This is a genomic window from Lysinibacillus sp. BNK-21 (genome assembly GCF_048684915.1).
Taxonomy (GTDB): domain Bacteria; phylum Bacillota; class Bacilli; order Bacillales_A; family Planococcaceae; genus Lysinibacillus; species Lysinibacillus capsici.
On sequence record NZ_JBLQTS010000001.1, the window covers coordinates 2388301 to 2408655 of the forward strand.

At 35.8% G+C, this 20355-nt stretch carries 23 protein-coding genes; 1 reads left to right on the top strand and 22 read right to left on the bottom strand.

The features are described 5' to 3' along the window. Positions 1-171: 171 nt before the first annotated feature. From ACMGGO_RS12140 to ACMGGO_RS12165, 6 genes are all read right to left on the bottom strand, one after another. Positions 172-2226: a hypothetical protein gene (locus tag ACMGGO_RS12140; protein ID WP_420281928.1), complete on the bottom strand. Its 2055-nt coding sequence runs from the start codon at positions 2224-2226 to the stop codon at positions 172-174. 97 nt (positions 2227-2323) lie between these two features. Next, a complete protein-coding gene (locus tag ACMGGO_RS12145) occupies positions 2324-3424 on the bottom strand; it encodes an S-layer homology domain-containing protein (protein WP_315063178.1) in 1101 nt (366 codons plus the stop codon). 162 nt (positions 3425-3586) lie between these two features. Continuing rightward, positions 3587-3820, bottom strand: a complete 234-nt coding sequence (locus ACMGGO_RS12150; protein ID WP_315063176.1) for an antitoxin VbhA family protein — start codon at positions 3818-3820, stop codon at positions 3587-3589. Between the two features lie 16 nt (positions 3821-3836). Continuing rightward, a complete protein-coding gene (locus ACMGGO_RS12155; protein ID WP_004230943.1) occupies positions 3837-4070 on the bottom strand; it encodes a hypothetical protein in 234 nt (77 codons plus the stop codon). A gap of 13 nt (positions 4071-4083) precedes the next feature. After that, a complete protein-coding gene (locus ACMGGO_RS12160) occupies positions 4084-4983 on the bottom strand; it encodes a zeta toxin family protein (RefSeq protein WP_004230941.1) in 900 nt (299 codons plus the stop codon). Next, positions 4980-5255 carry a hypothetical protein gene (locus ACMGGO_RS12165; RefSeq protein WP_004230939.1) on the bottom strand — a complete coding sequence of 92 codons (276 nt, stop codon included), beginning with the start codon at positions 5253-5255 and terminating at the stop codon, positions 4980-4982. Before ACMGGO_RS12165 ends, ACMGGO_RS12160 begins: the two co-directional genes overlap by 4 nt. A 220-nt stretch (positions 5256-5475) precedes the next feature. On the opposite strand from ACMGGO_RS12165, the gene ACMGGO_RS12170 reads away from it, so the two are divergent. Further along, the gene (locus ACMGGO_RS12170; protein WP_420281929.1) at positions 5476-6216 is read left to right on the top strand and encodes a hypothetical protein; all 741 of its coding nucleotides are present in this window, start codon (positions 5476-5478) and stop codon (positions 6214-6216) included. A 234-nt stretch (positions 6217-6450) separates the two neighbouring features. Here the strand turns inward: ACMGGO_RS12170 and ACMGGO_RS12175 are convergent, their stop codons facing one another. From ACMGGO_RS12175 to ACMGGO_RS12250, 16 genes are all read right to left on the bottom strand, one after another. Beyond that, positions 6451-7191, bottom strand: coding sequence for a hypothetical protein (locus ACMGGO_RS12175; RefSeq protein WP_328004024.1), 741 nt, complete (start codon positions 7189-7191; stop codon positions 6451-6453). Beyond that, complete coding sequence (locus tag ACMGGO_RS12180) at positions 7188-8324, bottom strand: ATPase, T2SS/T4P/T4SS family (protein ID WP_202341711.1); 1137 nt, start codon at positions 8322-8324, stop codon at positions 7188-7190. The genes ACMGGO_RS12175 and ACMGGO_RS12180 overlap by 4 nt, the downstream gene beginning before the upstream one ends. Positions 8325-8327: 3 nt before the next feature. Beyond that, on the bottom strand, positions 8328-8567 hold the full coding sequence (locus tag ACMGGO_RS12185; protein WP_420281930.1) for a YdbC family protein: 240 nt from the start codon (positions 8565-8567) through the stop codon (positions 8328-8330). Between the two features lie 35 nt (positions 8568-8602). Beyond that, positions 8603-9310, bottom strand: coding sequence for a flagellar assembly protein FlaJ (locus ACMGGO_RS12190; protein ID WP_420281931.1), 708 nt, complete (start codon positions 9308-9310; stop codon positions 8603-8605). Position 9311: 1 nt separating this feature from the next. Then, positions 9312-11534, bottom strand: coding sequence for a VirD4-like conjugal transfer protein, CD1115 family (locus ACMGGO_RS12195; protein ID WP_420281932.1), 2223 nt, complete (start codon positions 11532-11534; stop codon positions 9312-9314). A gap of 200 nt (positions 11535-11734) precedes the next feature. Then, positions 11735-13189, bottom strand: coding sequence for a hypothetical protein (locus ACMGGO_RS12200; protein ID WP_420281933.1), 1455 nt, complete (start codon positions 13187-13189; stop codon positions 11735-11737). Positions 13190-13280: 91 nt separating this feature from the next. Then, positions 13281-14480 carry a hypothetical protein gene (locus ACMGGO_RS12205; protein ID WP_420281934.1) on the bottom strand — a complete coding sequence of 400 codons (1200 nt, stop codon included), beginning with the start codon at positions 14478-14480 and terminating at the stop codon, positions 13281-13283. Between the two features lie 59 nt (positions 14481-14539). Then, positions 14540-14965, bottom strand: a complete 426-nt coding sequence (locus ACMGGO_RS12210) for a hypothetical protein (protein WP_004230920.1) — start codon at positions 14963-14965, stop codon at positions 14540-14542. A gap of 20 nt (positions 14966-14985) precedes the next feature. Then, on the bottom strand, positions 14986-16386 hold the full coding sequence (locus ACMGGO_RS12215; RefSeq protein ID WP_420281935.1) for a toprim domain-containing protein: 1401 nt from the start codon (positions 16384-16386) through the stop codon (positions 14986-14988). Continuing rightward, complete coding sequence (locus ACMGGO_RS12220) at positions 16373-17350, bottom strand: hypothetical protein (RefSeq protein ID WP_420281936.1); 978 nt, start codon at positions 17348-17350, stop codon at positions 16373-16375. The genes ACMGGO_RS12215 and ACMGGO_RS12220 overlap by 14 nt, the downstream gene beginning before the upstream one ends. Positions 17351-17393: 43 nt before the next feature. Beyond that, positions 17394-17627, bottom strand: a complete 234-nt coding sequence (locus tag ACMGGO_RS12225) for a pilin (RefSeq protein WP_004230916.1) — start codon at positions 17625-17627, stop codon at positions 17394-17396. 3 nt (positions 17628-17630) lie between these two features. Continuing rightward, on the bottom strand, positions 17631-17834 hold the full coding sequence (locus ACMGGO_RS12230) for a hypothetical protein (RefSeq protein WP_420281937.1): 204 nt from the start codon (positions 17832-17834) through the stop codon (positions 17631-17633). Positions 17835-17931: 97 nt separating this feature from the next. Beyond that, positions 17932-18093, bottom strand: a complete 162-nt coding sequence (locus ACMGGO_RS12235) for a hypothetical protein (RefSeq protein WP_004230910.1) — start codon at positions 18091-18093, stop codon at positions 17932-17934. A 79-nt stretch (positions 18094-18172) separates the two neighbouring features. Then, positions 18173-18334 (bottom strand): hypothetical protein, encoded by a 162-nt coding sequence (locus ACMGGO_RS12240; protein WP_004224145.1) that lies wholly within the window; start codon positions 18332-18334, stop codon positions 18173-18175. Positions 18335-18457: 123 nt separating this feature from the next. Continuing rightward, positions 18458-19246, bottom strand: coding sequence for a hypothetical protein (locus ACMGGO_RS12245; protein ID WP_420281938.1), 789 nt, complete (start codon positions 19244-19246; stop codon positions 18458-18460). 69 nt (positions 19247-19315) lie between these two features. After that, entirely contained in the window at positions 19316-20203 is an 888-nt protein-coding gene (locus ACMGGO_RS12250; RefSeq protein WP_404804012.1) for a hypothetical protein, read from the bottom strand. Between the last annotated feature and the right edge of the window lie 152 nt (positions 20204-20355).

Genomic DNA, 20355 nt, shown 5'->3' on the forward strand with positions numbered 1-20355 from the left:
TCTTATTTTCTACATTCAAACTTTTTAATAGAAAAAGGACTCACCATTTTTGGTGAATCCTTATCTATTTGACTAATTATCTTAAAAATTGGCCATACGACATATCTTGCACAAAAATATGAAATAACAAAGACTAGGATAGGAGTGATTATCAGATAAATCATAGTCATTTTATCGCGCGCCTCGGATTTCTCTTACTTTATCAGGGAAAGTCCGATCCACAAATCGGAAGTTATGAATTTTGTTATTAGAGTGTTGTCTTTCAGCTTTAGCAAGTTTTTTCACTTGTTCATGCGTTAACTCCACTGTCTCAAATTCAGTCACAGGCACTCTTGATTCTGGCTGCTCAATAATCCAGGCATCATCATACCCCGAACCAAATAAAAAATGTTCAAAGCTAAAAGATTGATCAAATGTAAAGCTCAGATCGCTTAATCCCATATCCACTAACTCTAATTGATTTTTGTACGTTTCATTCGGCATTAATTGAGAATACGGTGTAATTGGTAAAGAATAACGTTGTAAGTGAGGAAGATCCTCTTCTGAACTTGTAAAGACCCATTCATCCTCAAATGGCACGTTTGTGTATTGAACAAAGTCTGCTTCCCCTTTAGCTGCACCCTCTTGTACTACTTGCGCGAAACTCGGTAGTGCTTGATCATTATTAATCGCTTGCTTCACCTTTTCCGCATAGTTATAGCCCGACATAAAGCCTGTTCCAGAGGCCGTGAAAAACAAATCAGAAACAAATTCTCCTTCGAACTCCCGTTGATCACCTTTCATCCCCATATCTTTCATTACTTTTTGTTGAAGCTGTACGCCATCCTCAAACTCAGCTTGTAGGCTTTCGTCTAATTCAGCTGCTTTATAAGTACCCGAACTTTGTGTTTTCATAAGTGGATAAAAATCACCGTCTTTATGTTTACCTGAAGGTAGCTCTACGCTATACAATAATTTTCCTGGTGTCATAGGCAAAGTAGTTTGTGTTTTTAAATTTATCTCATCCTGCCATTCATTCCCTTCAGCACGATGATATTGTTCATAATAAGCTTTTGATTCTTTCGATGGACCATACTTATCTTCTCTACCAACGACCCATTTTTTTACTAAAATGCTATCTAGTTTATCCGATTTTTCAGCTTTCTTTTGTTGATGATCAACGGGAATAGAACCTCCTAATTCAAATTTTTGAACGGCTCGCCAATCGGGACGATCATCCCAATGACATTCTCGATCTTCGCCTTTCCCTGTGCAAACCCAACCAATTTCTTTGTTGGTATACTCATATTCAAAGCCATACTGCATGTCCTTATTTTGGACTTGTTTTGCGTTTATCGTAAATTCAATCGGTCCTTCTTGTTCAACATGTTTCGTATCAAGATTTACTGTATGTTTAATGTTTCGAACTGCAACATGTTTATCGTATTCTCCCTTAAAGCTACTATAGACAGCTACTTCACTGAGGTCATTTTTATCCGTTCTTTCTAATTCCCAATATGCTCTCCCTAAACCTGTTCCTTGCTTATCTTCTGGCTCCTTCCATTCAACATCAAAAGTTGCTGTGACGAAGAAATCATTGTTTCGATAAAAATAAGCTTTTTCCCCATTTTCACAATGACGATCCGTATACGTTGTATCTTTATAATAAATCGAATAGCGTCCCGTTGTGCCATTCACCCGTTTGTTAAATTCGCCAATGTCACCTGTAAGGAAACGAGCAGGAATAGGTGTTGTGTCGTCATAATAGAATACGGCGCCTGCAGCTTCTGCTAGTTCGTACATCTCTTGCCCATACTTTTCAACGATCTCTTTTTTAACTTCTGAAGGTTGATGGGGAACATGGCTATCTTCTGTACTCCAACCAAAATCTTGTCTCCAGCCTGAAACTGTATGAACATCCCAAATAGGGTTTCCATTATAGTCATAACCAGCTATATAAGGTGTATCTGTTCGTACACACGCATATGGAAGGGCTCCCCATCCTGTGCGGTGGGGATGACTTCGACCTTCAGTATTAATCATCATGTGAATCTCTTCAGGATCAGTAGGTTCTACACCAAATCCTTCCCCAACAGTGTCAGGAAACTTCACCGTAAGAGTAATGGTATCTTTAATTGGAACAGTAGCAGCATTGGCTACTTCAAGCACATTACTACCACTAAAGTTAAAGATTGTGAGTAGTAAAAACCCTAAACATAACTTAGAAATAAATTTTTTAAATTTCATAAACAAACCACCTTTATCTTGTACAATTTTCTCCATACAAAAAAGACCTTTCAATATAAAAGGTCTTTTAAGGTACTAGTTCAACTTAAATGGCATCCTAAATACTAGAGTTGCGTATTCCTCCACTCTGGTAATCAAAATAAATAGCGAATGTTCCCCCATTATATACTTCACCTGTTTCAATTACACGATTAATAATCTGGACATATTCCTCATAAGTTACACCAGCATTTTCAGCACTTGAACGTAGTCTGTCTTCAAATGTAAAAGAAGAACTCCAGAAAGGGGAATTCGCTTCTATAGTAAAGCCCCCTTTTCCTCTATGTCCGTTCTCTATAATTAATTCTTTTAAAATTTCAGCATTCTTCTTCTCATGTTCACCTGCTACATAGCCAGCTGGACGAGGAATTTTTGTTTTAATTTCCTCATAACTCCAATCGCTGTACTTAACTGGACTCTTAGTTGTTGGTTTAGGATCAGGTTTTGGTTCTGGCGTTGGTTGCGGTGTTGGTGTTGGAATTGGCTCTGCTACGAAATCAGCATCTATATTCATCGCACGGTGCATGAAAAGGACATAGTGAACACGCGTTAAAGAACCATTCAATTTAAACGTATAGTCCTCATAACCTGTCGTTACGCCATTTGAATACAATGCTTTCACGTAATCCTCATATTTTGAACCTTTCACATCCCCGAACACATAATCTGCCTTCACTTCAAGATTGAAAGCCACAGCAATAATCTTCGCCATTTCACCACGTGTCAAGGGTTTGTTCGGGTTTACATTGCCCTGGCTATCTAATTCTAAAAGCCCTGCTTCTACTAAGCCCTTGATGTCCTCGTAATAAGGGCTGTCTGTACGTAAATCCTTTGGTTGTTTAAATTCATTTATCTTTTCCAGCGTTAGATCATTGATTTTTAGCGCACGGCTAACTAATGCAGCAGCGTGTTGACGGCTGATTGTTGTATCTGGACGGAAAGTGCCGTCTTCATAGCCTTGAATGATCCCAGCATCTCGCATTTCATGAATAATTTTATAGTATGGAGAATTTACTTTTACATCTTTGAAAGGATTATTGGCCAATACTACAGTCCCTTTTGTTCCTGCAGCCTCAGCATAATGAGTCGGAATAGGTGCCACCATCACTGGAACAGCAATAGCAGCTGCTAATGTCGCCATAAATAATTTGTTTCTCATTTCATTTTCCTCCTTCAACAAATGGTATTTTTTTGCTCAATCTATATTTCAAACCAATAACTATTAAATAGGAAGTTTCTATAACTATATTATACCATATCTGCTAAAATAATCAATTTATTTCCATGAAAAAAGACTCACCATTTTTGGTGAATCCTTGATTTAAAACTCTTGATTGTGTTTTTTTAATTTGGCTTTTATTTTAATTGTTGATTGAACATTTCCATTATCCAACTCCAAAATTGCCATTGCCTTTTGATGCATCTGCGAAGTTGTAATTTCTCCTTTGGCCTCCATTAGAATTAATTCTTCAAACTCTGGTGATAATTCTAAGCCTTCGAAAGCTAAAACAGCTTTTACTTCTTCCATATTTTCTTCATGCGTTTTTTTTCTCATAGTTTTTTAGGCTACCTTAGACTTGTGGCTTCAGAGGTATTTTTGGCTTTTTCTTTAAATCTTTCTCCACTACGTCTTCGAACCACTGGTCAATCGTTTCTTTTTTCCAACCTTTCGTACTTCCTATTCGTACATCGTGTGGAGGAAATTGATTTCTGCCTATTAGAACAGCAATTTTCCGACGATCTCCCCAGCCTACTTTTTCGGTCAATTTTCCAATATCAGTTTGGCTTAAATATACTTTTTCCAATGACATCTCTTCCTTAACGTTCAAAAACCTTATTTTTATTTACTTTATTAAATACTTTGTCTTGCTTCTTCTCATCGTCTTGGAAAGGAGAAATAGGTTGTCGTATCAGTTCCTTCCGCCAATGTAACAGATCTGGCACTTGATGATTGTTGTGTTTAGTCAATTGGATAATATGATCAATTTTATTAATCAATACATCTTTGGGTATTTCTTGATTTAAAGCTTCATAAATAATTTGTTTTGGACTAATAGAAGGCGTATCAACACTAGAATATACTTTTGTTCCTTCTCTTGTGAAAAGACTAATTTCAGCGAAGTAACCACTATTAAAAAGCATATCGAGGTTATCAGGCAAATTTGAAACTATTGTGTCATGGATAACCTTATCAGTTGATCTTGCTGTTTGTGGATCGATTAAATACATTGATTCATATCTCTCTATTGTACCTAGATAAGACAAATCTTTTGATACTGCCATTGCATAAAGGTTGACTTCATAGCCTTTTTCTTTTAAAGATGTAGCAGTCTGCATAGGCGTTTCAATTGTTCGTAAAGTGCCTTCAATAGTTAAATTGAAACCCTGGCTACTAAAATGTTCAATCAAGGCTTCAGTCATTTTGTTAGAAAAGGGCGTAACATGTGCCACATAATCTTTACCGTATTTTTCAACCAGTAAATCAAAATTAGGATGCATTTGTTTAAATGTATCATTATCGATGGTTATAACATCGTTGTTCAATTTATCCTTTATAATAGCATGTAATGTAGTTTTCCCTGCACCTGCTTGTCCCCCTAAAAGATAAGCAACTGGCTTTTGAAAAGGCTTCTTTTTTTTACTTAATCTATCTATGGTAAATTGCAAACGCTCCTGGAACTCATCTTCTGAAAAATAAGCGAGATCAAACTTATTCATGCTGATTTTTCCTTTGTGATTCCTTTAATGTAATCGTTCATATTCTCCCAATAAGACTTAACATTATCTAATTCAACATTTGACATTTTAAATAAGTCTACATTAAGCATTTCTGAGAACTGTTGTAACAGACTAACATAAAAGTTATTACTATCGTTTTTATCAACACCATTTTTCAAGATAAAATTTAGTAATCGTGCATAGACACCATTAGAAAATTCGTTTAATACTTCGATTTTGAAAGTTTGTTCGTAATTTAAAGATTTCTCCATCGTTTTACACCCCTTTGTATATACTTCATTTGATAGTATTAGTATAACCCAATTTGTTGCTAATTACAACAAATCTAAGAACTTATAGAAACAATCTAAAATAAATATGCTCACAACAAAAGGACGAACATTTTGGGCGAATACTCATATTTATATCTTTTAATGTTTTAAAAAAATAGTACAATAATAATAAATACCAAAAAAGGATGCATTTACAATTATGAATATTAACTTCTTTATCGAAACGATCATTCCAATTATTATTTCTGTTATCAGTCTTGTATTCCAACTTCTTGACCGTTATAAACCAAAAACTGAATCAAACCCATCATTTCCTGCCGCATCGAATACTCATTCTAGAATTTTTATACCAGAAATTGCTAATTCATCAGCAGAAAATAGAAAAACAATTGCTAAATGGTTACGCAAGTTTATACTAATCATCACTTATTCAGCTTTAGCAGTTAATGTTTATCTAAAACTCAAAACAACACCTCAATTACTTATAGATAATAAAACAGGATCACCAACTATTGAAAAAATACTAAATATTTTAGAAACATCTTTTCAACAAGTTCAACATTATTTACTTTACCTTATTGTTGGACTACTAATTAGTATGTTAATTATAGAAATGATTCAAAAAAAGAAAAGAAAGATAATTTACACTGTCTTGTTGGGTGCAAGTGCTTTTATGGCTCATCATATAATGAGTACAAACACCTTTTTCAAATTAAACTTGATGGAAACCTTTTCAGTACCTAGTTTAATTCAGGGGTATTTACCATTAATCCTTATACTGTTATTTTTCTTCCAACTCTATCTATGCTATTTCATTATTGATTCAATTTTTATACCAAAAAATAAAACTAATTTAATTGATGAAAAAGCGAAACAATTTTTAAAAACTGTTATACCTGTCATCCTTCCTTTCTGTATTTACATTGCTCTACAAATTTAACAATCTGATGACATTGGAAAATAACCAAACATAACAAAAACAAAAAACTAGTAATAGCTGTAATCATTGCTCCATTCAGATAATAACTCAAACTTAAATACAATAATGCTGAATGGCCAACGTTTATTATCAAATTAAAAATTACTAAAGAAGTTTTTTCCAAAACACTCATTTTGTCACCTCAATATCTCAAAAGGATTCCCCAAAATTGGCGAATCCCTTTGTTTTCTATATTTAGTAGCGAATCGATATATCCATACTTCTTTTCTGTAAAAAGTATAGGTTTAAAAAAGCAAATACTTGTGTTATTAGTAACACGCCTAGACCAGCATAACCAAGGTTTAAAAACGTGTCCCATAGTTCCCCAACGATAAAACGCAGCATTAATGAGATCCCCATTACCATGCCTAGCAACATGTACACAGCCATCGCGAAACCTCTACGTTTACGGTATAATTCATCACGTTTCTTTAGCTCAAATATCATGTTTTTATGTATTTGGCTAAATAAGTCACCTGGATTACCGCCATGCTCATATTGAATCTTTAAATTTTGATGAAACTGATCTAAGGTTGGAAAATCATACTTTTCAAACTGTTTTGTATTTAATTGAGCCTCTTTTTCTAACTGTTGAATACTGATTTCAATTGCTTTTTGTATGTCTGGATGGACAGTTTCTTTCGTTTCCTTGAATGCATGAAGAACATTTTCACCCGTTTGTAGAAAGAAAATCATGTTTGTGACATACTTCAATAACTCACTTAAATGCATTTGATACTTTTTTAATTGACGATTTTGTACCGTAAAGACAAAAAAGAAAAAGAGAGCACCTATGCAGCCAACAATAATACTAATGGTGCGCTCTTTTGAAATGAGATAGAAAAACTGATAGTTGGCCAAGAACCATATTAGTAAATAAAACGCGATTTCCCAGCCATAGAACAACACACGAGCTTCTTTTAATAATTGTTTCATGACTGTTTACTGCCTCCTTTTGGCAAAAATTCGTCTGGAACTAAATGAATTAATTCTTTATCTTCTAGTTCTGCCAATGTCTTTTCTGATAAAGGTTGATAGCGTTGTTCAATACGATATTTACCTGTCTCTTGGTCCCTTACTTTCACTTCTCTATACACATAATTCCCTACTGTTCCTTTAGAAGTAAACTCCGTATACTCGGCCAATTCTTTGATTCTTCGAACAGTTTTCCCTTCTTTGGTCCTTGTCCCTTGTAAATAGCAACCCCAACGCAAAAATTCTACGATTTCATTCCCAATTAACTGATCATCAATAATCGCATAAGCAGGGGATTGTCGAATCATCGGAATCAAACGAGATGGAATATTCATTGCACCTTTAGCGTGTAAAGTAGTGATAATAGCATGATCGGTTTTCGCACTATCAAGTACATCCGCAGATACCGCACCTCGGGTTTCAGCGATAATGGTCCAATCTGGATTATTTCGAAGTGCTGCTTTCACACCATCGCTCATTTCAAACACACCTGGTATCGTTTTCCAACTTGTAATATCCTTTTCAGGATATAATGTTTTTATATGACTATCCCTTGTATCTTCAATTAATACAATGTTTGCATCTTCAGCTGTATATCCAACTAACAATTTTTGAAATTCTGTTTTTCCTGAACCTGTTCGTCCACAAATAATAAGATTACTTTCTGCTAGCATTAATACTTTAAACAATTGCTCTAGAGGTTCATAATCACCCGTGACTAAAGCAGCTATTGAACTAATCGCTAAATGAGGACGAGAAACACGAATGGCAAGATTAACACCGTCAATACTAATACGTTGATGTGTACCACTGATTCGTAGAATACCGATTTCTGTATCCAATTGTGGCTCAGCGTGCGAAAAGTTTCCTTTTTGAATATCAGATATTTGTTTCACTAGCTTTTGGACTTCTTCTTTACTTGGCTGGTCTGGCGGAAAATAACGGCCTTTCTCATTATCTTGTATCCTCAATTGTGTACCATTAAATCTAATATCTGTGATAGTTAATTGTTTCAAATAAGGCCCTAAAAAACTTTGCTCCAATATTTCATTAATTCTTTTTTCTAGACGTTCCTGATCGCTCATTACGTTCATTTTTTATACCTCCATTTGTTCAATAGACAAACATTTTTGTAATCCTTCCAACAATAGTTGGGCTTCTTCCATCGTAAGTGATACGCCTTTTCCTGCTTTTTCTTTTCGAGGAGACCACCAACGTATATCAATCGTAGTTGGTTTATGATACCAACTTACTTTTGACAATTCCCTTGTCCATCCCGTATCAGCAGTTCTCAAAAGGGCAACATTTTCAATAATTTCAAACGTTTCCTTAGACATTCACCACCATCCTCCTTTGTCATAATGTTTAAAATCTATTTAGGCATGGTATTTAATGCGTCTGTCACATTCGTCATGTAGTGCAAGAAAATGACACCAGCAAATCCACCCACTAAAAAAAGCGATATTAAAATTGGAAATAAACCAAATTTATCGCTTGCATTCATCTTATGTTGTATCAATTCATCGACCTTATTTTCCTGAAGGTTTTGGATATATCGCTCTAATTCCTGTATAGAGTCCTTTTCTACGCCTTGTTCACTAAATTGGTAAATCATATTCATAACCATGTAAGCCTCACTAGAACCTATATAATCCGCAAATTCTAAATAGGCATTTCGATCATTTCCATTCTCGATTTTCCGAATAAGTTTGATCAATTCTTTATCCAATGGATCAGGCGTATATTTCAACGCTACTTTCAATGTTTGATAGACATTTCCTGAACTTGGCAGTAATGCTATGAAGCTCTGCAAAAATTGCGGAAACAAAAAGGAATTTTTTACGTCTATATTTTTCTTGGTTGCCAGCAATTTTATATAAGCAAATTTCCATCCTAGATAAAAGCCAGCTGGCAAACCAATTAACAATATAGGTTTTTTAATCACCATAATGATCATTGTATACAGCATGGTTACAACCACAGCGTATAAAATACGATGGATTAGAAATTTCTTTTTATCTTTTCCGAAAAACTCCAAATGAGCGTCAAGCAACCGTTCCTTTAACAACTCGTTAAACATCTTATTGACTCCCTTCCATAATCAATTTTTGAATAGTTGTTATCTTTTCATCTTGAGCTGAAGACATGTTTTTTTGCATCGTTTTTTCGCGTTGTTCTCGCAGAATATCTGTCCATTCCCTCAAAACTTTATCTGGTAAGTATTTTTTTAAATCCTTGAAAATTCTACGTTCAATAGCTATTGATTCAATCGTTGATCCATAAGTAAGATAACTAAAGAGCTGTAAAAATGACCAGGTAGGGATTTCATCTAAATAATCATCCGTTGATTGTAATAGCTGATACAAGGTACTTGTCAAATTAGAAAATTCTGCTGTACTCATTGCTGAAGACATACATACAAAAAGGTCTCTTTCACTTTTTGAAGTGAAGACCATTTCAGACATCTTTAAATTGTGATACTTAGTAGACATAATCGGTAGTGATAATATGGACTTACTATTATCAAAATCCTCTGCTAGATACTCCCAACGGAACTTAGCAGCTGTAACGCCCGTATTAAAAATAGGCTTAGGTACAATTTTTCTACGCTCATTATCTTGACGCTTATTTGCACGAACGACTACAGATTCCCCTTCTTTTAATTGCATTAATTCATCTGGCATCAGTAATGCACGTTCTTTCACGGATTCACTATGCGACTTATCTGTAGACAGTAATTTCCCACTACGACTCACATCTGTAATTGTTTTTGTACCAATGAGCGCGGAGAACTGTTCTGCTGTCGCTTTATCTTTCGTTAAAATATATATTTGGTTAGAGCAGTTACCAATGATTGTATCTGCGTCATCACCATACAGGGATTTCATTTGAGAATAAGCTTGTATAATTAAATGGAACCTAAACCCTCGGCCAGCCCCTACAGTAACCATACCGTCCATACCATCCACTACTGGCATATTCCCAAACTCATCAAGTAAAGCATGTACCTGGCGTTTCATTTTTCCGCTAGGACTCATCGTAGCCTTCTCAGCATTTACTCGGTATAATTGACTCACAAAAATACTGGCCAAAACGTGGTTCGATTTATCATAGTCAGGCGTTACCATAAAAATCGCAATTGGCTTGTCGCCAAATCCAACTTCTGTTAAATCTAAACTGTTGTAACTTGTAAGTTTTGCATTGGGTTCTAATGTGAAAATTTGCAATTTATCCATCGCTGATGAGAAAATTCCTGCACGTGTATTACCAGCAGCAAAGTTACTTGTTGCATACATCATGCGAGCTGGATTGACCTCATCTCTGGCTCGGAAGAATAAATCTAATGCGTTTTCACCTGTCTCCTCGTTATTATCACTTCCAAGTGTAGAAAGGAAATTAGCCACAGAATATAAGTTAATCGTATCTTCTTTACCAGTCAGGAGCGCATCTTCAGTCAAGGCTAAAATGATTGCCGTCACCAAAGATTGAGCTGAGTTGGACCAAAACTTATCTTTTGCTGATGGATCATTGTATAGCATAAATCCTACGCTATTCGCATACTGTTGCGCTAAACTCGTATTTCCTGATTTCCACGCATCGATAACTACTTGTAATGGATTAAATCCCATTCCCATGTATTGTTGTATTAAATTAAATACATGCACTTCGTAACCACGAGCAATTAGCGTGTCATAACTAGCAGCTGCAAGTTCCCCTTTTGGATCGTTGACAACTAAGGAGGGCTTATTTTTGGCTCGACTCAGTACATCTATCTGAGGAAATACAAAAGTTTCCCCTTTACCCGATCTCGTAATCCCAATAACCATCGTATGAATAGGTCCTTCATCGATTAATAGACGGTACGGACGCCCTTTTTCCTGTAAAGCTGAAATAATGACGCCACCATCACCTTCATATTCTTTTTCTGCAGCAGGGATAATTTTGTATTGCTTTTTCAATTCACGCACCTGTTCAAATTCACTAGTGCCGTGCTGCCCTTTATTCAAATCCACAAAATTCAAGCGAATTTTATAGATAAATTTCACAAATCCTATCGTGCTTAGAATTGCAAACCCTATATAAAATGGAATCCAAGTTGACTGAAAATCTAAAAAGCTTCGCCAATCAATCGAAAAAGATACACTCTTGGGATCTGCCTGGAATTGATGGAACGATGCCAGTATAGATTGAAGGAATGCAAGCACAAAATTCGAAACAAAAAACATGAGTGACCAAAAAACTATAGAGAAAACAAGAAGCCCTTTAGGTTGTGCTAAACGTTGTAAATATTTTGTTTCATTCATAGACCTTACTCCTTTCTTTCAGATTCCAACAAAAAACACGCTCTGGATGTAGTAGTTACATCTGAACGTGTTTGATTTCTTGTTGCTCTCTTTGAGGGGCAATATTCCCATAGTCCGTATTTATATAAGCTATAGCAGCTACAAATACAAAAAACAAAAACCAAATTGACTTTTTGAGAAATTTTTTCATATATCTCACCTTATTTGTATTGGAAATTCAATTCATACTGGTAATAATCCTCATAAGTACGCGTATCAGAGGCTGGTCTTACCACGGTTCCTTGGTACTTATAAATACGTGTATCCATTTCAGGTCTTGTAACTGTACCAGTGTAATTTTGGACGTACTCATAAATACGTGTATCTGTAGCTGGCTTTGTTACTGTTCCCTTATAAGCATATACACGTGTGTCTATACCTGGTTTTGTTACTGTGCCACGATATTTGTTAATAATGATATTTTCAGAAACAGTATACTTGTAATAACATGTTTTTGCCCCCATTACATCCTCTGTGTAGTCATACAAAGGATAACTGCCACCTGGATATACCGCAGGACAGCTCAATCCTGTGGGTACAACATAATCAGCATAACGATCTACTAATACCTCTTTCCAACCAGCAACATATTGTTCTAACATACCTGTATAGCCATTTTGGTTGTAATAGGCTTGATCCTGGCCCTCTACATATCTACTCTCGCTAGGGATGTATACGCCACTTACAACATATCTTTCAAGTTTGCCTGTATAACCGTTTTTATTGTAATCTTCAACTGTAGCACCCTCTATCCATTTTGTATCTGAAGGTGTGTATTCACCACTAAAGATCGTTTTAACTGGATCTCCATTCTTCAACAAAGTGCCATGATAGCCATCTGTTCCATAATCAATAGAACCTGGGAAAATGCTAGTAAATAACGATGTTTTGGTTGTTGTGATCACCTTACTATCAGCTGGCATAAGTTTCCCACTATAAAGATAGCGTTCTAGGGTGCCTGTATAACCATTTTGGTTATACGCAGCTGAGTCCTCGCCTGTCACATATTTTTCATCTGCCAGCGTATTTGTTCCACCTGTTTGTATCGTCTTTACAACTTTTCCACCTGATACTTTAACGGTCACTTTCTCCCCATCAACACGTACAACTTCTACTTTTCCCATATCTGCAGATACACCCAGCAGATTTTTTAACCCTGGTACCGTAAATGTATACTCTTTATCTGGCTGCAATGACTCAGGTGTTTTTGTAGAGTATGACTTTGCAATTTCAGTTGGCAGATTAGGTTCATTAGAATTACCACCATTTTTACCTGTGGAACGCTTCATAATCACGATTTTATCTTGACCATCTAGCGTTTTCTTACCACGTACATTTTGATAGTTGTATTTATACCCAATAACAATTTCTTCTCCAAACTTAACAAGCCCTGACTTAGAGAAAGTCACTGTTAAATCCTTTTTCTTTAATCTTTCAGCTACTTGTGAAACATGTTCAGATACACCGCCTTCTTCTTTGACAAGCTCTGTAACCTCTTCTGTCATCTTTAAAAAGGCATGTTGATGGAAAGCATCGATAGACATCATGAGAAGAAAAGGAAAAACCACAGCTGCAAACAACGCTGTGGCCAGAATAGCACCTTTTAGGTTAGACATATGAAATCTCTCACTCCCTTCTTGTGAAATGACTCACCACTCTGCTAAACCTTTCGGTTCTAGCACTTAAAGATAGAAAGTTTTATCGTCCTCAATTACTTATATACTCAAATTGTAGTTGATATTGATAGTAGTTGGCGTAAGTACGTGTATCTGATTCTGATCTTGTGACGTATCCTTCGTAATCCCAGCTTGGATTACCTTTAGAATTGTCATAAGCTATACCAGTAAATTTACGAATACCCTTAGTAGCTAAAATTTCAAGGGTATCTCCATTTTTAGGATTAGGGACAATGGTATTAAGATCAGGTTTATTTGGATATTCGACACCGTTTAATAATTCTAGTGATGATTCCCCAGTTCTATAAACATACTTAGGTTCATTGAAGAAGGTATCCACATAATCAATTAAATCACCTACCCAAGTTACACCATTTGAATCTGTTTCTTTGTACTTAAAAACAGTGTTACTACAAGCTGTTGTTCCGCTAGTACGAGTCCAATCTCCATCTTTATAAACATAAAATGAAGAGCTTCCAGCTACCAAATGTATACACAAATTATCACCTGTTACTTGTTTACTTGGTGCTGTTCCTGAATATCCAACGTATTGTAACTTACCTACATACCCATCTTGGTTATAATTCAAGTATTTCGCTACTCTAGGACTACTTCGTTTTTCTGTAACTCGAACAAATTTCGTATCAGCTGGAATAAATGCTCCACCTGTTTGAACTTTCTTTGAGATGGCTCCATTAGAAACTCTCGCTGTTACTTCTTCACCGTTAACATGCACAATTTCAACATTTCCAGTATTTGAAGTTACATTTAGTATATTTTTTAATCCTGGTATGTTAAACGTAAATTCACCATTGGCATTTAACGATTCTGGCGTTGTCACAGAATATGTTTGAGGTTCCTTTGGCGTAGTAGGATTACCGCCACCTGCGACTATACGTTTGTCTATTACCACTTTATTTTGTGTAGCTAACTTTTGTTTACCACGTACATTTTGATACTCATATTGATAATTAATAACAATTTCTTCTCCAAACTGAACTAAACTAGGTTTAGAAAAAGTCACTATGTAGCCTTTGCCCTTTAAATTATTCGCTACCTGTTGTACTTGTTCGGAAACGCCACCTTCTTGTTTAAGAAGCTCTGCTATTTTTTCTGTTGTACTGAGATAAGCACGTTGTTGCAAAGAGTCGATTCCAAAACTTAATAAGAAAGGAAACACTACACCAACCCATAGTGCCATCGCCAAAATTGCACCTTTTAGATTTGACATGCCTGTGCTTCACCACCCTCCCCTTAAAGTAAAAGGCACTCACCAAATTTGGTGAGTACCTACTCTAATTCATTCAGTGTTAAGTGTCGTTCAGCAGTACCCTTCACTTTACCCTTTTCATCAATATATCGAATACGGTATTGGATACCGCGAATATCTTTATCAATGGATGTTACTTTACCTCCTGCATCTACAAATGCATAATTTACTTGGAGCTTGTAGGTAAGATTTTTTTGAGTTGCTGCAATTTCAGTCAACAAATTTTCTACTAATTCCTTTTTGTCTATATACAAAGCGTCCTTCTCTGATCGTCCCTGCTCATTTAAGCCTGTTCGAATGGCTCCTACATGAGCAGTTTCCAAAACCACTTCCGTTTCGGCCATTGTACGTGTCGTTATATTCTGAACTGATGCCCCGTAGGCAATAAACCCTATAAAAGCTACGAACGCTAGTAGTGGTACAAACCATTTCAAAAAAGTCGTCATAATATCTCCTTCCTTGTGTCTTATCGTTCATATTGAAGTTTCCGCACTTGATTTTCTTTTTTGAAAAGTTGTTGATTAACACATTTCTCAAAAGACTTATGATCATCCAGAGAAAATTTTATTGGCGATAAGGCATCATCAGGATATTCAAAAACTTTGTACTCTAAATTCATTTTCTCAAAAAATCCAATCAACTCATGTGTTTTGTTCTGACCTTCAGCTGTATGTGGCATAGCTAGAATAAATGTTTTATGCTGTAAATCCCTGTTTAACATTAGTTTCTGGATAGGTTCTTTAAAATCAACATTGTCCTCTCCCTGTAAAACTAATACGCCACATTCTGCATCAACACTTCGGAATGATAAAGCATCCATTCTCGAATTGCATATTACTACATGTTGCATGGACTTTTTAATATCAATATAATTTCTGCTGTTTGACTCAAATTTTTGATCAAAAAACTGAACATATCGCTGAAATTTTTCCTTTTCCTTTACTAAAAAGTCATTTCCATCTTTACACGTTTCAGGGTATATAAAAATTTGATAATCAGCATGTATTTCTTCCAGACAACTAGCGATTTCTTTGGAAGCTTTATAGCCAGCAACATCATCGTCCATAGCAATAAGAAATCGCTTATTCTTAAATTTTTCTGGATTTTCTTTTATATAGTTGCAGAGCGTTCTATATTTCCGAGAACCTGTTAAAGCCATAATTCCAAGCGTTTTATCGATTTCACGGAATGATAAACTGTCCAGAATAGCTTCACCAATAACAACGGTTTTTGCCTCTTCAGGAATATCAACAAAAAAATCCCTCGCTTCATTTGAGGGATTCACAACTAGTTGTATTTCTTTAGGTTCAATATTTGGATTGATGGAAGAACGTAATAAAATGCGATCTATACGACCATCCTCACTAAATAACGGAAAGACAAGGTTTCTTTGACACATCCAATGATTATCTGCATAATTTTTCGGTAATAATCCATTCGCATATTCAAACATAAATTTCACGCCTTCTGGATTAGAAAAATCGGCAATAAATGAGGAAGTAGTTGCACGTGAAAGTCCTCGATAACCCTTATCTAAAGTGTCACTTTCGATATTTTGTAGGACATGAGTCATTAATTTTGTAAAGTCGGCCAGCTGCTTAGACTCCTTAACGCTAAGTCCCTTTCTTTTATCTTGATCAGTAGAGTAAGAGATTTCAGCCTCTTTTTCTTCGTAGGATAAAATAAAACGCTCACCACAACTATTTTCTCGATTGCATTGAATGAAATTCATATTGTTTTTATAAATAAACGCTTCCTGTTGCTGGCACTCTGGACACGTACAAATGAAATATCTGCCTCGATCCTTTGCATTTAATTCGGCCAACATCTCATTTATATCTTGATAAAGTAATTTATTGAGGCTCATCCTCCTTCACCTCATCTCTCTGTAATTGCTTTTCAATATCCAACTTAAATTGTTGTAGAATTGGACTTAAAACAAGAGATTCAATCATTTCATCATTAGCAAGCGAGAAGCCTTGCGATAAAATAGCATCATATTTTTCTTTTAAAGCCGTAACCAGTGTTAAATGAATTTCGTAAGCTTCAGCAAAACTATTTTGTTCTACAAAAGTGGAAAAAAGAATCAGCTGAACAGCCTGATATAGTTTGAAATTGGGACATAAAGCCTCAATGCGGTGTTTTCCTACAGACTGAAAACTTGCACCAGTATATTGAGTAAATTGTTTGAAAGCTGCATCCTCTTGCAATATCAAATTTACCTTTTCCTCTAACAGTTTCTGCTGTTGAAGATAGTCTGTTTGCTCACCTTGCAAAGTCTTTTGTGCATCGAGGACTAACTTTTCTAAAGCAGTTTTTATAGCTGCCATCATTTGCTCAAGTTCTGCATAAAAGCCTGTTCTAACAAGTGGTTGCATGGTCCCATATACTTGATTTAGTTGTGAACCATCTAAATAAATAGGGAACGGTTCAAAAGCAGAAACACCGAATAGTTGATCAAAGCGAATCGCAAATGTCGCAAACTCTTTATTAATAAACAGCTGCTTTTCCTCCTCAACATACTCCTTCAGGGTGTTGACATACTTATGTCGTATATCTTCTTCCCAACTATCAAATGTTAGAATTGTATGTTCAAGCTGTTTTTGGAGGCTATCTTTTTTTTCAAAATGAACTTGGCTGATAACTAAACATTGGCCATCAATCCAAAACTCAAATGACTTGGTAGAGGCTGCCCTTTTTTCTTTTGCAATTCTGTCACGAATCCTATCAATAATTCCTTCTGCTTCGGTAAAAAAATAATTCCGTTCTTCATCAATTTCTCGAAAGTAATCACCGTCATCCTTGAAACGAATCAATAATTTTCGTAACACATTGTTTTCTCCTTCCCTTGCTTTCCCTCAGTAAAATATTAGATCAGAATCCTGATACTTTTCCTGTCATCCAAGCAACGAAAGATGCAGCTAGATAAACAATGGCGAATCCGATAAATACGTTCATCATCCAAGACTGCGCACTTTCTTTCTTTTGAGGATCTTTTGCAAACATCCAAACAAGGCCAATGATAATTAAAACCAAACCAGCTACTGCAGGAGCAAACTTTTGTACATCATTTGCAATCTCATTAATCAGCGTAATGGCATTATCCATATGTTATACCTCCCTTTCTTTAGCTAGAGAAGCTATTATTCCTTTGTTTTCTAAATTAAATTTGATTATTTGGGCTTGGTGCTGCTGATGAAGCCAATCAAAATAAGACTGTTCTTGTGCATCAAATATTTGTTTTACCAGGGCCTCCATATCAGCAAATCCTTCTGGCTTTACTTTGCTTTGACGCTTTCTTTCTGATGGTGTCAATTTGTAATTCTCCTTTCGATAAAATAAAAAAGCAGAAGATCGTTATCTTCTGCTCCTCATGACTGCCTGCCCCCTACAGGGCTGAATTAAGCCTTTATCATACGCCAATTCCACTAAATACGTTGTCTACCATTTTCGTCCATCCAGCACCGATTTTCGCCATTAAAGGATCGATTACGCCAGTGGCAAAGGCTACCATTCCACCGAATAAAACTAAAACGATGATGGCTAATGTGATCTCTGCTTTGTAGTTATTCAATTCTTATACCTCCCTTCAATTGAATTAGAGCAATAAAAAAAGAAGAGTCTCTCACGCTCTCTTCTAAAAGGCTGTATTTTTAAACGCCAATTCCGCCAAATACGTTGTCTACCATTTTCGTCCATCCAGCACCGATTTTCGCCATTAGAGGATCGACTACACCAGTAGCAAAGGCTACCATCCCACCAAATAAAACTAAAACGATAATAGCTAGAGTGATCTCTGCTTTGTAGTTATTCAAAATTCTCCACCTCCCTTCAAGGGCAATAAAAAAAGAGTGGCCAACGCCCCCCTCTCTTGAATGCATTAATATTTAGTTCCAGCCCCAAGCTGCCTGTCGAACATTAATAAACTATCAAACACATTATTTTTTAAATGGATTAGAACCATCTTTAAAGATACCTTTTGCCATAACATCAGGATGATTATATTTACTGTCAAAGTAATCTTTAGCTACTTCAGCAACACCATGTTCTTTCGCCAAAGTTACAGTGTGATTAAGTCCAATTACGTAAGGAACGATTCCAGGAGCTTCATTAAAAATAGCAACCTGCTTTTTAATGTAGGCTTTCATTTCAGCCTCAATTACAGCGCGCTTTTCAAGGTCATTCCAGTTATCGGCCAATTTTGTTTTAAAATTTGTAAGATCATGTTCAATTAAATTTCCCCAGAAAATTTTATTGTACTCGTATTTACCATCGACAAGTTCAAAGTACGCTGGTGTTTTTTCAGCTTCAAATGCACGATATGGTTGCCAGTCATTTTCTCGAATGCCGTATTGAATTAACTCTTGGCGATTTGCATTTGTTGCATAAACATTTAATGCTTTAAGTGCTTCGTGTGGTGTATATTCATGCTTATTTCCATACATATCATAAGTATACTCACCTGCTTTATCTGCCCAAATATCTGTGTCAGAAAGCTTCACGTTAAATGTTTCTTCTAATGCTTGTCGACGCTCACTATCATTGTTTGATTGTAGTTTTTGCTGCGTTGTTGTTTTTACTGGTGCTACTTCTACAATTGGTTCTACCTGGTTAACTGGTTTTGTTTCTGTTTCCGCAGCAAATGCTGATGTCATTAGCATCATAGATGCCACAGCAGCGAATGGCACAGCCATCATTTTACGTTTAAGGTTGTTTGTCATTTTCACTATAATCCCATCCTTTTTTAGTATCTTAGTTTTTAAAAATAGAAAGGACTCCCCAAAATTGGGGAATCCCTATCGTTCATGAGCTTGTGCAGCCATAGCTTTGTTTTGCTTTCTATCAAGTTGTACTGGTTCATGCTCGTACAACTTTTGATCAATAACAGTTGTAAAGTCCTTTAAACGTTCATTCATATAAAGAATGCTCTGCATCAACTTTGATTTAGCTGAATCTTTTACTTCGGAAATACTATCGCGAACACCGTCCCGTAGCCCAATTACCTTGTCATCCATTTTTTGTTTGGATGTTAATGTACGTTCAATAATAGAATCTTTGAAATGCTGGCGACATTCCTTTAGAAGATTTTTCATTTCATCACGATAGTCAGCGAATGTCTTCCTCTTTGATTGTGGATCCACAGAATTGAGCATTTGTTCGATACCTATTTCAATACGATTAAATTGCTCACTAATTAAATGTTCCACCTCTTTCTTGGTTAAGAAAGATTGGTCATTTTCATCATCAATTGCCTGTGTTTCGACAACCTTCATTAATTCAGTACCATGTTGTTCAATTTCATTTCGCATGTCTTTTGTGAATGTATCCTTTACATGCTTTCGTTTTTGATATTGTAAGAACATATCTGAATTAGTTAATGAAGGATTAAGTCCTTCATATGAAAAGCCATGTTCTTCAGCAATTTCCCTCGCATATTTTTCCGCACGCCACAGTTGTTTATAGGATTTTAATAAGAAAGGTTGAAACTCATCCTTTCCTTCACGACCTTTGTAGCTTACAGCTGCGTCAACATGCCATTTCCCATCATCTCCGTACATGCACAAAGTAACTTTTGGTTTATTGCCGTGTACTTCCTGCCTACTTTCTACAAAAGACAACATATCTGAAATGTCCACTGGCTCAAGTTCATACCCATAGATTTGTTGCTTCGAACGTTCTTCCATTTTCTCTTTGCCCTCCCATCAAAAATATTAATATTTCAAAAGCGAAAAGGATCTCTCCTATAAATAGGAAAGACCCTTTATGTATCCTGTCAAAAGTTTTTCTTTCTTCAGGACATACTTCTGATACTAATACTTTAGCACAGATTTTCCGA